General features: G+C 36.0%; 14 protein-coding genes and 1 pseudogene. 5 read left to right on the forward strand and 10 right to left on the reverse strand.

Translation table 11 applies throughout. The annotated features are described in order from the left end of the window. Window positions 1-8: 8 nt before the first annotated feature. Genes xdh through xdhC form a run of 4 tightly spaced genes read left to right on the forward strand, consistent with a single transcriptional unit; the run spans window position 9 to window position 6,310 of the window. The gene (gene xdh, locus BN2390_RS14560) at window positions 9-2,579 is read left to right on the forward strand and encodes a selenium-dependent xanthine dehydrogenase (protein ID WP_053985053.1); all 2,571 of its coding nucleotides are present in this window, start codon (window positions 9-11) and stop codon (window positions 2,577-2,579) included. Window positions 2,580-2,638: 59 nt separating this feature from the next. Further along, entirely contained in the window at window positions 2,639-4,921 is a 2,283-nt protein-coding gene (gene xdhA / locus BN2390_RS14565) for a xanthine dehydrogenase subunit XdhA (RefSeq protein ID WP_053985054.1), read from the forward strand. An 11-nt stretch (window positions 4,922-4,932) separates the two neighbouring features. Further along, window positions 4,933-5,823 (forward strand): xanthine dehydrogenase subunit XdhB, encoded by an 891-nt coding sequence (gene xdhB, locus BN2390_RS14570; RefSeq protein ID WP_053985055.1) that lies wholly within the window; start codon window positions 4,933-4,935, stop codon window positions 5,821-5,823. Next, on the forward strand, window positions 5,816-6,310 hold the full coding sequence (gene xdhC / locus BN2390_RS14575; RefSeq protein ID WP_053985056.1) for a xanthine dehydrogenase subunit XdhC: 495 nt from the start codon (window positions 5,816-5,818) through the stop codon (window positions 6,308-6,310). Before xdhB ends, xdhC begins: the two co-directional genes overlap by 8 nt. 159 nt (window positions 6,311-6,469) lie before the next feature. Here xdhC and BN2390_RS14580 read toward each other — a convergent pair whose 3' ends face one another. From BN2390_RS14580 to BN2390_RS22140, 10 genes and pseudogenes are all read right to left on the reverse strand, one after another. Continuing rightward, complete coding sequence (locus BN2390_RS14580; protein ID WP_154668837.1) at window positions 6,470-6,703, reverse strand: hypothetical protein; 234 nt, start codon at window positions 6,701-6,703, stop codon at window positions 6,470-6,472. Window positions 6,704-6,710: 7 nt separating this feature from the next. Further along, the gene (locus BN2390_RS14585; RefSeq protein WP_198524918.1) at window positions 6,711-7,283 is read right to left on the reverse strand and encodes a helix-turn-helix domain-containing protein; all 573 of its coding nucleotides are present in this window, start codon (window positions 7,281-7,283) and stop codon (window positions 6,711-6,713) included. A 129-nt stretch (window positions 7,284-7,412) separates the two neighbouring features. Continuing rightward, a complete protein-coding gene (locus tag BN2390_RS14590; protein ID WP_053985059.1) occupies window positions 7,413-7,817 on the reverse strand; it encodes an NUDIX hydrolase in 405 nt (134 codons plus the stop codon). 89 nt (window positions 7,818-7,906) lie between these two features. Then, entirely contained in the window at window positions 7,907-8,104 is a 198-nt protein-coding gene (locus BN2390_RS14595; protein ID WP_053985060.1) for a hypothetical protein, read from the reverse strand. A gap of 108 nt (window positions 8,105-8,212) precedes the next feature. Beyond that, window positions 8,213-8,617: an NUDIX domain-containing protein gene (locus tag BN2390_RS14600; RefSeq protein WP_082238800.1), complete on the reverse strand. Its 405-nt coding sequence runs from the start codon at window positions 8,615-8,617 to the stop codon at window positions 8,213-8,215. Between the two features lie 272 nt (window positions 8,618-8,889). Continuing rightward, window positions 8,890-9,321, reverse strand: coding sequence for a GNAT family N-acetyltransferase (locus tag BN2390_RS14605; protein ID WP_053985062.1), 432 nt, complete (start codon window positions 9,319-9,321; stop codon window positions 8,890-8,892). 53 nt (window positions 9,322-9,374) lie between these two features. After that, a complete protein-coding gene (locus BN2390_RS14610) occupies window positions 9,375-9,782 on the reverse strand; it encodes a hypothetical protein (RefSeq protein ID WP_053985063.1) in 408 nt (135 codons plus the stop codon). Between the two features lie 264 nt (window positions 9,783-10,046). Continuing rightward, entirely contained in the window at window positions 10,047-10,907 is an 861-nt protein-coding gene (locus BN2390_RS14615) for a metallophosphoesterase family protein (protein ID WP_053985064.1), read from the reverse strand. A gap of 134 nt (window positions 10,908-11,041) precedes the next feature. Beyond that, the gene (locus tag BN2390_RS14620) at window positions 11,042-11,824 is read right to left on the reverse strand and encodes a PHP domain-containing protein (protein WP_053985065.1); all 783 of its coding nucleotides are present in this window, start codon (window positions 11,822-11,824) and stop codon (window positions 11,042-11,044) included. 52 nt (window positions 11,825-11,876) lie between these two features. Continuing rightward, window positions 11,877-12,857 (reverse strand): annotated as a pseudogene (locus BN2390_RS22140) (serine hydrolase domain-containing protein). Window positions 12,858-13,776: 919 nt separating this feature from the next. Between BN2390_RS22140 and BN2390_RS14635 the strand changes: the two are divergent. Continuing rightward, a complete protein-coding gene (locus tag BN2390_RS14635) occupies window positions 13,777-14,205 on the forward strand; it encodes a helix-turn-helix domain-containing protein (RefSeq protein WP_053985068.1) in 429 nt (142 codons plus the stop codon). Window positions 14,206-14,217: the final 12 nt, after the last annotated feature.

Here is a 14,217-nt window from a genome sequence, read left to right on the forward strand (position 1 = left end):
AGGAAAAAATGCCTACTTTTAGTGTAAATGGCAAGACCATTACAACAACCCAAACAAAGAAGTTATTGCCCTTCTTAAGAGATGACTTAGGACTTACTTCTGTCAAAGATGGTTGCTCAGAAGGTGCTTGTGGAACCTGTATGGTTCTTATTGATGGTAAAGCTACAAAAGCCTGTATCCCAAAACTTAGTACACTTGATGGCAAAGAAATTATAACTGTAGAAGGTCTGACACCTCGTGAACAAGATGTATATCGCTATGCCTTTTTAGAAGCAGGAGCCGTTCAATGCGGCTTCTGTATTCCTGGCATGGTCATCTCAGCTAAAGCTCTTCTTGATAAAAATTTGTCTCCTACGCCTTTTGAAGTCAAAGCTACAATCAAAAATAATATCTGTCGTTGCACAGGTTATAAAAAGATTGAAAAAGCAATTCTTCTTGCGGCTGAGCTTTTTAGCAACCAAACGGTGGTTCCCTCTTCTTCTCCTTCTGGACTAGTTGGTGAAGCCTTTGACCGTATTGATGCCTCAGATAAAATTCTAGGACGTGCAGAGTACGTCAATGATATGACATTCCCTGTTATGCTCTATGGCTCCGCCCTTCGCAGTGCTTATCCACGTGCGGTTGTAAATCATATTGATTTCCAAGAGGCGCTTAAAGTAGATGGTGTTGTGTGTATTTTAACAGCCAAAGATATTCCTGGTAACCCTATTATCGGCCACCTTAGAAAAGATTGGGATGTACTCATTAAAGAAGGTGATACCACACGTTATGTAGGCGATGCCCTTGCACTTGTTGCTGCAAAGACAAAGGAAAGTTTGGAACAAGCTAAAAAGCTGATCCACGTAGACTATACACCCCTTGATCCTATCACAAGCCCTACTGAAGCTATGCAACCCAACGCCCCTTTAATCCATGAAGGCGGTAATATTCTACAAACTGAAAAGCTGGTTCGTGGGAATGCCACAAGCCGCATTCAAAGTTCTAAATATGTTGTAACCACCCATTACAGCACACCATTTACTGAACATGCTTTCTTAGAACCTGAAACAGCCATAGCCCTTCCTGATAAAGAGGGTATACTCATTTACTCTGCTGATCAGGGCGCTTATCAGACCCGTACAGAATGTGCAAGTATGCTTGGTCTCCCGCCTGAAAAGGTACGTGTCATTGGTAAAACCGTTGGTGGTGGCTTTGGTGGAAAAGAAGATATGAGTGTACAACATCATGCGGCGCTTCTTGCCTACCATACAAAGGCTCCTGTCAAAGTCAGCCTTACCCGTGCTGAAAGTATTAAGGTACACCCTAAACGCCATGCAATGGAAATGGACTTTACAACAGCTTGTGATGAAAATGGTTATTTAACTGGGATGAAAGCAGTTATTATTTCAGATACTGGCGCGTATGCTTCATTAGGGGGACCTGTATTACAACGTGCCTGTACCCATGCTGCTGGTCCTTATAACTATCAAGATATTGATATTGTTGGTCATGCTGTTTATACCAACAATCCACCAGCCGGTGCATTTAGAGGATTTGGTGTAACCCAAAGCTGCTTTGCTACCGAATGTAACTTAAATAAATTAGCTGAAATGGTAGGCATTAGCCCTTATGAGATTCGCTATCGTAACGCCATAAGACCTGGTCAAGTACTCCCCAATGGACAAATTGCAGACGATTCTACAGCCTTAGTCGAAACACTAGAAGCTGTTAAACCTACCTATGATGCCCATCCTTATGTAGGGATTGCATGTGCTATGAAAAATGCAGGTTTAGGTGTTGGTATCCCAGATACAGGCCGTTGCAAACTTGAAGTCAAAGATGAACAGGTCCATATTCTAACCAGTGCTGCTTGTATTGGCCAAGGTCTTGGTACGATCTTAACTCAAATAGTTTGTGAGACTACTCATTTAAACCCAGCACAAATCATTCATGATCCACCTGATACAATGCGTACACCTAACTCAGGTAATACAACTGCTTCTCGTCAAACTTTATTTACAGGTGAGGCTACTAGACTCGCAGCGCTAAAACTTGCTACTGCTTTAGAAAAACATTCTCTTAAAGCATTAGATGGTGAAGTCTTTGAAGGAGAATATGTAGGTGTTACTGATAAAATGGGATCTGATAAGCCTAACCCTATTAGTCATATTGCCTATGGTTATGCAACACACGTGGTTGTTCTAGATCAACATGGCATGCTCCAAAAAGTTGTAGCTGCTCACGACGTTGGCCGTGCCATCAATCCTAAAGCTACTGAAGGTCAAGTAGAAGGTGGTGTGACCATGAGCTTAGGTTATGCACTTACGGAAGATTATCCTTTAGATCATGCTATTCCAACTGCAAAATTCGGTACACTTGGTCTCTTTAAATCCCCTAATGTACCAGATATTGAAGTTCAATTAATTGAAAAAAGTACCTCTTCTTTAGCTTATGGTGCAAAGGGTATCGGTGAAATTTGCTCTATTCCAACTGCTCCCGCTGTTGCCCTTGCTTATTATGCATTAGACGGTAATTTCCGTACACAGCTCCCACTACTTGATACACCTTATACACCTGCATCACGTAAAACAAAACACTGAAACTACATATGACAGCACTAAAATCTTATAATTTTTATAAATCACAAGGGAGGGATAAAATGAGTATTGGTGAAAGTGTTAAACGTGTGGATGCCTATGAGAAAGTGACAGGACGTGCAAAGTACACAGATGATTTATGCCCTAGAAATGCTCTTATTGCCAAAGTACTTCATAGTACAATAGCAAACGGATGGGTCAAAAAACTGGAAATAGATGAAGCTTTAAAAGTAAAAGGTGTTGTCAAAATTGTTACCTGTTTTGATGTCCCAAACTATCCTTTCCCAACAGCTGGTCATCCATGGTCTACTGATCCTAAGCATCAAGATGTAGCCGATCGTCTACTGCTCAATCAGCGTGTACGCTACTATGGTGATGACATTGCTGCTGTTATCGCTGAAGATGAAGTTGCAGCAACAAAGGCTTTAAGCCTAATTGAAGTAACTTATGAGGAACTTCCACCTATTCTAGACCCCAAAGAGGTCTTAGCCTCTGATACTCAACCACTTCATACAGCCTATCCTAATAACATATTAGCACATACCAATTACGAAGTGGGCAACTATGAAGAAGCCGCAAAAGATACTGATTTGATTTGGTTTGAGGATGAATATGCAACTCAAATTGTACAGCATTGTCATATTGAACCACCTGTATCCTTTGCCTATGAAGAAAATCACCGTATTACAGTTGTTTCCTCTACTCAGATTCCACATATTATGCGACGTGTCATTTCTCAGGCTTTAGGTATTCCTTTTGGGAAAATACGTGTAATCAAACCTTATATTGGCGGTGGTTTTGGAAATAAACAAGATGTACTTTATGAACCACTCAACGCTTTCTTGTGTACACAGGTAGGGGGTAAATGTGTTAAATTAGAAATTTCTCGTGAAGAAACCTTCCATTGTACAAGAACAAGACATAGCATCTCTTTTAAAGTTAAATCTGGTGTTCGAAAAGATGGTCGTATCGTCTGTCGTTCTATGGAAGCTATTTCTAACCAAGGTGCTTATGCTTCTCATGGGCATGCCATTGTTGCCAACGCTGTAACAGGCTTTAGACACATCTATCAAGCTGAAAAAGCCGTTAAAGCAGATGCTTATACCGTATTTACTAACCTACCTGCCGGAGGTGCAATGCGTGGTTACGGTATTCCTCAATTAGCCTTTGCTTCTGAAGCACAAATGGATGATATCGCCTATAAGCTGAATTTAGATCCTATAGAAATCAGAAAGCAAAATATGATGAAACTGGGTTACAAAGATCCTTTCTTAGGAATCACATGCCACTCTTCTGGTCTTGAAGAATGTATTGAAAAGGGCCGCCATTATATAGACTGGGATAACAAGCTAAAAGCTTACCAAAAGCAAACAGGACCTATCAGACGTGGTGTAGGTATGGCTATTTTTAGCTATAAGACAGGTGTATATCCTATTTCTCTTGAAACAGCTAGTTGTAGGATGATCTTAAATCAAGATGGTTCAATTCAAATTCAACTAGGTGCTACTGAAATAGGCCAAGGAGCCGATACCGTCTTTAGCCAAATGGCTGCCGATACCATTGGTTTAACCCTTGACCGTATTAATATTGTCTCTCAGCAAGATACAGACATTACACCATTTGATACAGGTGCCTATGCTTCACGACAAACTTATGTAAGTGGTATGGCTGTTAAGGAGACCGCTACCCTCTTTAAAGAAAAAGTTATTGCCTATGCCAGTTACTTCTTAAAGTTGCCTTCAAGTAACTTAGATATTAAGCATAATGCCATAGTTCATCGTACAACAAATGAAGTACTCATAGGTATGGATGCATTGGCATTAGAAGCTTTTTATAGCCTAGATTATTGCCAGCATATTACTGCTGAAAAAACAATTCAATGTAAAAATAACACCCTTTCCTTTGGGGCATGCTTTGTAGAAATTGAAGTGGATATGCCGCTTGCTAAAATTAAAGTTTTAGACATTATCAATGTTCATGACAGTGGCGTACTTATCAATCCTCAGCTCGCAGCTGCACAAGTTCATGGTGGTATGAGTATGGGACTTGGTTATGGCTTAAGTGAACAACTTCTCTTTGATGCCAAGGGTAAACCGCTTAATCCAAACTTACTGGATTACAAATTACCAACAAGTATGGATACACCTGACCTTATGACTGACTTTGTAGAAACCGTTGATCCAAGTGGACCTTATGGCAATAAATCTTTAGGTGAGCCACCTGCTATCCCCGTTGCACCAGCCCTACGCAATGCACTTTTGCACGCAACAGGTGTAGCTGTTAATGATATCCCACTTAATCCACATATTCTTTTTGAAAAATTCCGAGCTCACGGGCTTATTTAGGAGGGAATGTTATGTACGATTTAGACAACATGCAAGTACCCACCACACTTATGGAGGCTGTAAAAAGCAAGCATACCAATCCAGAGGCAGTTTTTATAGCTGGCGGGACCGATGTTCTAATTAAAATGAGAGAAGGCAAATTAGCTGGTAAATCCTTAATTAGTCTTCATGATATCAAAGCATTAAAAGGTGTAACCATAGATGACGCAGGGATGATATGCATTCGTCCAGCCACTACCTTCAGCCATATTACTTATGATCCTATTATACAGAAACATCTCCCTATGCTCGGTCTTGCTGTGGATCAAGTAGGTGGTCCACAAATCAGAAATATGGGAACCATTGGTGGAAACATTTGTAACGGTGTAACCAGTGCAGATAGCGCTTCTACCCTTTTCACCTATAATGCTGAGCTTGAAATTGTGAACTACCACAACTTAAGACGTCGTGTATCTATTCATGATTTTTATAAAGGTCCTGGAAAAGTGGATTTGAACCACATTGATCTTCTTACTGCCATTTATATCAAAAAAGAAGATTATGATGGATTCCATGGGCATTATATTAAATATGCTATGCGTAATGCCATGGATATTGCAACCCTTGGCTGTGCCGTTAATGTGAAACTAGACGAAACCAAACAGACCATCCAAGAGGCAAGACTTGCCTTTGGAGTAGCCGGCCCTACGCCAATGCGCTGCCCTCTTGCAGAAGCTGCTGTTTGTGGGCAACCCCTTAATCAACATACACTTGAATTATTTAGCGAAACAGCACTTACAGAAGTCAATCCACGTACCTCATGGCGTGCGTCAAAAGAATTCCGCTTACAACTTGTAAAGGAACTGAGTCACAGAGGTCTTATGGAAGCTATTCACTTAGGAGGAGGTCAAATCAATGATTAAAATTATTCACTGCACTGTTAATGGTAAAGAACAAGAGGTGGCTATAGATGTTAAAGAGTCACTGGCTGATACCCTTCGCAATCGTCTGGGTCTTACAAGTGTAAAAAAAGGGTGTGAAGTTGGAGAATGTGGTGCTTGTACCGTACTGGTAGATGGAGAAGCTATTGATTCATGTATTTATCTTGCATTATGGGTAGATGGTAAATCTATTTTAACAGTGGAAGGCCTTCAACAAGAAGAATCACTCCTCCACCCTATTCAACAAGCCTTTGTAGATGAAGCAGCTGTACAATGCGGCTTCTGTACACCAGGACTGATTATGAGTGCTGTTGAAATCGTAGGAAGTGGCAAACGTTACTCTAGAGATGAGCTTCGTAAACTTATTTCAGGTCATCTCTGCCGTTGCACAGGCTATAATAATATCCTCAATGCTATGGAACGTATTGTAAGTGAAACTTATAAATTTGTAGGTGAAGAAGAAAAATAGAAAGCTCAAATTGGGCATAGAAAAAGGCAATGACTTCATTATTTAGATGAAGTCATTGCCTTTACTATTTCAACGTCTTCTAATAAGCTCGCAAGTGCTACATAAGAACAAGACATACTATAATACATATATTTCATTATGTTCCCTCTATACCCTATCTCATAATACATTCATAAGTGGATCCCCACCACTTATAAGCTGCTTAGTCATTTGTTCTAAAATATATTCATTGTAACCTTGCTCTGGTAATTGTTTTAAAAGTGCTTCTTTACATTTAGCTGCCCCTTTTTGATCACCTAACTGTAAAGAGGTCTTCCAAAGTAACCACCATGCATTAAAGCGTTGGTGTACATCGTTGCTATGCATGAGAATAAAGTCAAAGCCAGTTTTCACATAGGTGCTATCTCCTACCATGTAGGCTGCTTCCATAAGGTTTGGGTAGATGGTCAATTGCTCTAAGTAAGTAGTTGAAGTTCTCGGCTGTCTGGGTCGATTCAAAGTGTGTTACATAGGATTCTACAAAAGATAAATCACCTAACATTGCCTTTGTACGGATAAGCTGGATTGTTGCACTTTTAATGTCTTCTTGATCTGTCGCTACCTCTAAGAGTTCTTGACAAGCAACTTGACCTTTTTTCAAAAATTCATGTGCTCTATAATTTTCTAGCTTAATAAGCTGCTTGAGACCTTCTGTATTTTTAGGCCCTCTACTTAATATACTCTGAATGGCTTCTTTATAATGCTTGTCATTAGGCTGTACCGTATATTTTGAAGTTAGCGCTTCGGCTGTACTCAGTTCGGTATTACCAAACAAGGTGTCTATAGAAATGTTGAAAAAACGTGCTATTTTAGGTAGCAAATATACATCTGGTACAGATAGTTCTTGCTCCCATTTAGATACAGCTTGAGGTGATACCCCTAAATATTCTGCTAAGGCGGCTTGTGTGGTACTACTCTCTTTACGGTATTTCATAATATTATTTCCTATATGAATCATCTTACCAACCCTTTCACTTTTGAAGTGTTAACCCTTCTTAGTTTCATTATAAGAGATACATAAGATTTTGCCTAACCACTGATCGTTGTGTTTTTTACAACCTTTTTACTTAGTAAAACTCTCTTTGACTTTATCTATAAGTTGACTATGTAATAATGGATATGTAAGATGAGTTGGTATTTCTGTAAAGAACTCTATTCTTTCAATTTCTGAGGGTGGTAAATCATCCAATACAGTTATCTCTGCAAAGAAAAGCATGGCATACCTCCTCAAAGAATAGGCACAAATAGGAACTATATCAAATTGTTTTGCACCCGTTTCTTCATAAAGTTCTCTTTTTGCCGTCTCTAAAATAGACTCACTTTCTTCCCTATGTCCACCTGGCACTTCCCATGTATCCCTTTCCTTATGTTTACACAAAATCCACTTACCTTTATATTGTGCTACTATTACAGCCGCAAATAATAAAGAATCTTCTATTTCATTAACATCATAGAATTTTACTTCCATCCATTTACCTCCACTAAATATAACCAATACTCATCAAACAAGTAACTATTTTATTGACTAACTACCCTATTGTTAACTTCGTATTATGTTCATAATATGAATGATAGTATAATCGCTATAACCAATAATTCCGTACACATAATTATCCAAGACCACTTATTCCCTAAATTCATCGTCCAAGAATAAACACCTTTTCTTCTTACGAAAATATTTAAATCATCTCTATTGATATATATACGACCAGACATACATTTTTGAACTTCTTCTTGGCTGTATTTTCTTTTCATAATAAGTCCCCCCTGTTCATTATATAAATAATCTCTACAAGACAACTATCTAATCGTCTGGTCAATAACTCTCTTTTTATAACTTCCCATTATGTTCATCTATATATTTTATGTATACTTGTTCAACTGCCCAAACTTGATGTGGAAGGAAGCGTTTTCCCTTATTTCATCAAGAGTAAGCCAAACAAGAATATGATCAGGTTCGGTTGGGTTTGCTATAACTTTATTAATTTTCATGTAATAAAAGTATCCTACCCCATAGAAATTAGCTTCAGTTTGTTCAATAAACTGATAGTATTCACCCTTGCAAACAAAGTCTTTAGGCGTAACACTAAGTCTAGCCTCTTCTAGGCACTCTCTTTCTATACATGCAATATGTTCTTCATCATTTTCAATTCCACCCCCAAGTAAAAAGTATCCTTCTTTTCCATTATAAAGGTGCGTCATAGCTACAGGTATTTTTCCGTTTTCATCAAATCCAATACCATATGCTCCAACTCGTTCTACATATATTTCATCTGTTTTTTTCTATCCAAATGTTTTTTCTATCATACTTTTTCCCCTTTGCAAATATCTAATTTCAAGATTAACTATTTTTTGCTTTTAATTACCCTTAAAACATAATTAATAAATTGCGATACCCCTAGCTGCTCTCCTATATACCTAGCTATTACCATCCAAATTCTTATACATAGAAATAAAACAAAAGTGTTGATTAAAAATGCAAAATTCTCTTTCATATTACATTTCCTCATAAAATATTTAATCTCTTTGATCACTTTTACTCAACCTATTCTTCTTATAAAACTATATCCTTTTTTCCTATAACCCTTTCCTGCATAAAACCTATGTGCTTCCTCTCTCTCTAGTCCACTATTTAAACTTATAACATGTATCCCTTGTTCCAAAGCATACTGCTCCGCTGCTTTCAACAATTTGCTTCCAACTCCTCGTTTTTGATAGGCTTTGTCTACAGCTAAAGCAATCACTCGTATGTACGTCTCCTCAAATTCATATGCCATACCTTTCCATAAGCCTATAAATCCAATCACACACCCTTCTTCAATAGCTACTATTGTGTAGTAGTCTTCATGATTTTGTATTCGTTCTAGACGTTTAATGCCTTGCTCATTCAATGAATTTTGATACCCCAGTACATTTACTATTAATCTATTTACATCTACTGCATGTTCTTTTTGAAATATCTCTATTAACATGTTTTCCCCTCACATTTTAAATAACTATCTCTATATCTCAAGTAATCTATTAACTATTTTATTAACTTATTTCCTAAAACACTTAATTGTTTGCATGGCTCATACTTCGTTTTGTAGCTAGTTCCATTAATAATTATAAACGGATTATATACTCCTATTTCTAATGTATTTCCATCTTTTAGATATAAATTAAACTGCATTAGTTGTCCCACATACCCGCTGGAATCTTTTTTCTGATAGGTGACTATCGTTTTTAGGATATCTACTAACTCCTTAATTTGGATTTCATCAGTAATAGATATAGTTGTTTCAGGTGGACGCACTATTAAATTAATACTAACCACTTCATCATTTGTCAGATTCATAAAAGGTCTTTCCCCACAAATATTACTAAAACAAAACATTCCAATTCCTATTAAAATTACAATAAATAAAGCTATAAAAATAATTTTATTTTTCATAGAATTCCCCATTTTTATTCGTGTATGATTAACTCTTTTGCAATAAAATAACCATTCTAAATATTATCATATTTTCCTGTTGAAATCATTATTTGAACAAAAAAATAAAAGATAAGCCCATCAATACCTATCCTTTATCAAATAATATTTTTATTAATTTCTAAGTTATGCTAGCCCCCCCATAAATATACAACAATATATATACCACTAACCAGTTAAGATACTATATCAAACTAACTACTTGTTCGGATAACTTGGAATTTGTCACCTGCATATAATTTCTGCTACTGCCTTCTTCCAATATTTTTCTGGAATATCAGGCCATATACAATTTCCAGCTTCATCATTACATAATGACATTGCTTTTGCTAATACTGTGCCATGCGATATATTTCCATTACGCAATAAATTTTCTGTTACAATGCACCAATATAGTGCACGTTTATTCAATCCTGATATATGAAGTTCCTCAATTACCTTTTCTACATTATATTCAAGACTAACAAATTCTTCTTGCCATTGCTTATCTACTTCATGTAATATTATAAATTGTGATTTTCCATTACTATATAATGGAACTCCAACAGCCCCTGCGTTCAATACCATTTTCCCGTTATTCTCGGTTTTACTCTGAATATGTGTATGTCCGCATAAGATGATAGATGAATTTAATGATTCCATAATCTCGTATGTTTTATCATTATTAGGTAATAACTTTTGATTTACTTTATAAGGCGAACCATGACATATAGTAATCTGAGGCATATCCCTAATAGTAATTTTTTGTGATATGGGCAATCCTTTGAAAAAATCTATGTCCTCTTTAGATAAATGCTTATATGTATATAGCAAAGAACCTGTGGTTGAATCTTTGTCCTGCCATCCACATTCTCCACTATTTTGATAGTCTATCCAATAATCTTCTTTGTTTCCCCTGATAAAATAACATTCATACTTAGTAGACATCGCATAAATTATTTGCATTGTTTTATTAGGATATGCTAATTCCCCTACATAATCGCCTAAAAAAATAAAAGTTCTAATATTTCTTGACACTGCGTAATCAATGCACTTTTTTAATGCAATATAATTACCGTGAATATCCGATAAAACCGCTATATTCATTATCTATCCCCTTTTAATCTTTTGTCTTATCTTCACCTAATAAAATAACTATTTGTTTGGTTGAAGCTATATTCATATTGATTAATAAACTGGAATTTGTCCACTTCGACAGATAAATAAACTATCTTTTTTTCCTAAGCATTTGCAACGCAGATTTCTAGCTCTTGAATTTTGTCACCTACATCCTCAGGACAATGGGCATCGGATGAAGTAATAATTTTTACATTTTTATTCTTCAAAATATGAAGTAATTCTGTATCCATTCCCAAAGAAGAAGTTTCTGAACATCTTCGAGCCACACCACTATTCTGATCTGCATACATATTTCTATTCAAAAGCTCTTTTGCTAAACATTCATAGTAACCCAAGAGCGAAAAGGACGGTCTATGACCAAATAATTTTATTGCATCTGGATGACCAATACCATCAAATAGTTTACTTTTTGCCAGTGAAATAGAATCTTCAAAATACCTACGATATATCGTATCTACATCAATTCCAATCCAATGCTCAGGCTTATGGTCAAAGGCAAATTTATTAACAAAATGAATGCTACCTAATAAAAAATCAAAACCTTTATCTTTCGTCATCTCTCCAATAAATGTTTCATGCTCTTTGAAGTAACATATTTCAAGTCCAAATTTTATCTTAACAGGATACTTTTGATTTCTTACTTTCTCAATAAGTTCAAGATACTCCGACATCTTATGCTTTCCCGCACTTCTTTGAAACCAATTATCTACATATTTACTGTATGCACATACTGAATCATACATAGAAATAAACTCTTCAAATATATAACAATGTTCAAGTAATCGAATTTCATCAAGCTTCATTTCAACTGCCTTGTTTACGAATTGTTCAATCCATTCTAATGAGTAATCTCCACGCTCAATACGAATATGACCATCAATCATTTTTACCCTCCATACATTCAGCTAAATTCTAATTTATCGACCTATAAAATATCTATTTGCTTAACTCCCGCACTTGCCCAATACATAGATTTATAATTTCTTCCATGTAACAATTACTTAGTATAACGGCAGCAACTTCTCTTTTTGTATCTATACATAAGATACTCGCAAAACATCTCGTTCCTCCACTATGAAATGAAATATCTAAATCTGGTATCAATATCCAGCATAAACCTATATCTAGCGGTAGCCCCTTCCCTCTTTGATATTCTGCATGTTTCATATGACAAAGCCTTGTTACTTTATTATTTGAATCAAATTGTGACTGAGCATATTTCAACATATCTTCTGCTGTCGAGCATAAAAAACCTGCTGCTCCGATAATACTTTCTTTATCCCATATTAAATTGCCTAATGCTTTTCCCTTTTCATATCCACTAATGAGCTCGCTAATGTCAGCTTTATTGACTATAGATGTATGATTTAAGCCTAAGTCTTCTATGTATTCTTCAATTAAAGCGTCAATAGGTTGATGATACACTTATGATAGACAATACCCTAAAATACCTACTGCTGGATAAGTCTTATCTTCAAGCTCAATATCCTCTAGCATTTTAATCATTTCTGTATAATTGATTTTATTATATTCGTTCTCTGCAATATTTTGCTTAAAACGTTCCTCAAACTCTGGCGTATCACTAGGATATCCTGATGTATGTGTTGCAAGGCTTCTTAATGTGGGATAGAGCTTTCCTGAAGGTAAATTAGAAATAAACTTATTGATCCGATCTTCTAATGATACCTTTCCCGCTATAACTGCCTTACCTAAAATATAGCTTGTAAATGTTTTTGTTATAGAACCTATCTCATACTTATATTGCTCATAAGGTACCTCATTTCCTTCATTTTGAAAGAGGTGATAGGCCTCTACCCCCTTCTTATATAAGCCTACTGTAATACTTACTTCAGGCTTATTCTGACATATTTCCTTAATCCCATGGATTGTTTCACTACTAAGCAATGTCCTATTCATTATTTTTACTCCCCTTGTCCTATCATTTATAAAAATTCTATTTTAAAGTGGATTACTTACAAGTTTATATTAAAAAACTAAATTTTACAACAATTCATCTTTTAACTTTCTATCATAAAATCATTTTACGCACAACAAGCCACTCTAAATCGACCTCCCCCTGATAAAACATAGGTAGATTTAGAGTGGCTTGTATGTTGTGGCAAAATATGAAGACTTCATAGAGGTAATCCATATGCTCAAGATTTAGCCATTACCCTTGTAGGATGCCTTGACTAGGCTTAAGTTGGTGCGCCTGTGTTGGGTGACCTTAGGTGAAAGAGCTATCGTATAGTTATCACTGCTGGTTACCAAGTCGGCTGGCCGTATTAAGGTGCTTCGTAGCAACTGACATGGGGTAATTTTAATACCTATTGAATAGGATTTAAAGAACTATGTAGACTTCGTATAGTAACTGATCTAAGAAGCTGCCACCGCCTCTAAGAACAGTGCCTAAAAATAAATCGCTTCATACTAGCAGAGGGGACTAGGATTTCACTATTTATCTTTAGTAGTACAAGAAGGAAGTGGGCCTAGGATTACCGTCTTCTTGTGCTTGTCTTGATACTATAGTTATACAAGAAAAAACAAACTGCGTCTAGTCTTAAATATTCACAATTTTTATAAATATTCAGAACCAAAAAACAATGCCCTTTTGGTGATTTTTTTCCTAGAAATCATAAAAGTGAATTTGGAAGGGAGAGGGGCTAAAATCTTAGCGTTTGTGCAAAATGTATACTCAAAAAATAGAGTTCTAGCAATATGCACAAAGGGTTCATTTTTAGCCAGAATCACTAAAATTATAGCCCCACTATTCCACACTCTATTTTCATGCTATAATCTAAAATTATATATAATTAAAATTTTATGGAGGATAACTATGTTAAAGGATAAATGGTTAACGATTGCTCTTTTTACTTTATCTGGTACTATTTTATTAAGTGGATTATGGATTAAAGATGCACTTAATAATCTTACTTTTTACGCACCTACTTCAAGTAATAATACAGATTATAGGGTTGCAGATCAGTTGAATCAACTGAATTCAATACTTCAAAAAGCAACTTCTACTTCAAATAATAAATCTGCTAATGGCATCACTTCTTTATTAAATAATCCTAAGAATATGTATTTAGGTGAGGCAGCTAAATATTTAGATGTATCGGAAAAACAGCTTAAGGAGATCATTCAAGATCCTATATCTGAATTACCTTATATACAAATAAGTGATACTGCTTATATTTTCAATCAAAAAGCTTTAGATAAATGGTTAGAAAAAGGATATATTCTACCTAGCGTACAAAAATAGGATAGAAGGCAC

The sequence above is a fragment of the Niameybacter massiliensis genome (genome assembly GCF_001282685.1).
Classification (GTDB): domain Bacteria; phylum Bacillota; class Clostridia; order Lachnospirales; family Cellulosilyticaceae; genus Holtiella; species Holtiella tumoricola.

Excerpts from the sequence above, each read along its gene's own strand:
- BN2390_RS14595 (WP_053985060.1), bottom strand. The coding sequence starts at position 8,104 with ATGAAAAGAAAATACAGCCAAGAAGAAGTTCAAAAATGTATGTCTGGT.
- xdhA (WP_053985054.1), top strand. The coding sequence starts at position 2,639 with ATGAGTATTGGTGAAAGTGTTAAACGTGTGGATGCCTATGAGAAAGTG.
- xdh (WP_053985053.1), top strand. The coding sequence starts at position 9 with ATGCCTACTTTTAGTGTAAATGGCAAGACCATTACAACAACCCAAACA.
- xdhB (WP_053985055.1), top strand. The coding sequence starts at position 4,933 with ATGTACGATTTAGACAACATGCAAGTACCCACCACACTTATGGAGGCT.
- BN2390_RS14620 (WP_053985065.1), bottom strand. The coding sequence starts at position 11,824 with ATGATTGATGGTCATATTCGTATTGAGCGTGGAGATTACTCATTAGAA.
- xdhC (WP_053985056.1), top strand. The coding sequence starts at position 5,816 with ATGATTAAAATTATTCACTGCACTGTTAATGGTAAAGAACAAGAGGTG.
- BN2390_RS14585 (WP_198524918.1), bottom strand. The coding sequence starts at position 7,283 with ATGAAATACCGTAAAGAGAGTAGTACCACACAAGCCGCCTTAGCAGAA.
- BN2390_RS14605 (WP_053985062.1), bottom strand. The coding sequence starts at position 9,321 with ATGTTAATAGAGATATTTCAAAAAGAACATGCAGTAGATGTAAATAGA.
- BN2390_RS14615 (WP_053985064.1), bottom strand. The coding sequence starts at position 10,907 with ATGAATATAGCGGTTTTATCGGATATTCACGGTAATTATATTGCATTA.
- BN2390_RS14635 (WP_053985068.1), top strand. The coding sequence starts at position 13,777 with ATGTTAAAGGATAAATGGTTAACGATTGCTCTTTTTACTTTATCTGGT.
- BN2390_RS14610 (WP_053985063.1), bottom strand. The coding sequence starts at position 9,782 with ATGAAAAATAAAATTATTTTTATAGCTTTATTTATTGTAATTTTAATA.
- BN2390_RS14590 (WP_053985059.1), bottom strand. The coding sequence starts at position 7,817 with ATGGAAGTAAAATTCTATGATGTTAATGAAATAGAAGATTCTTTATTA.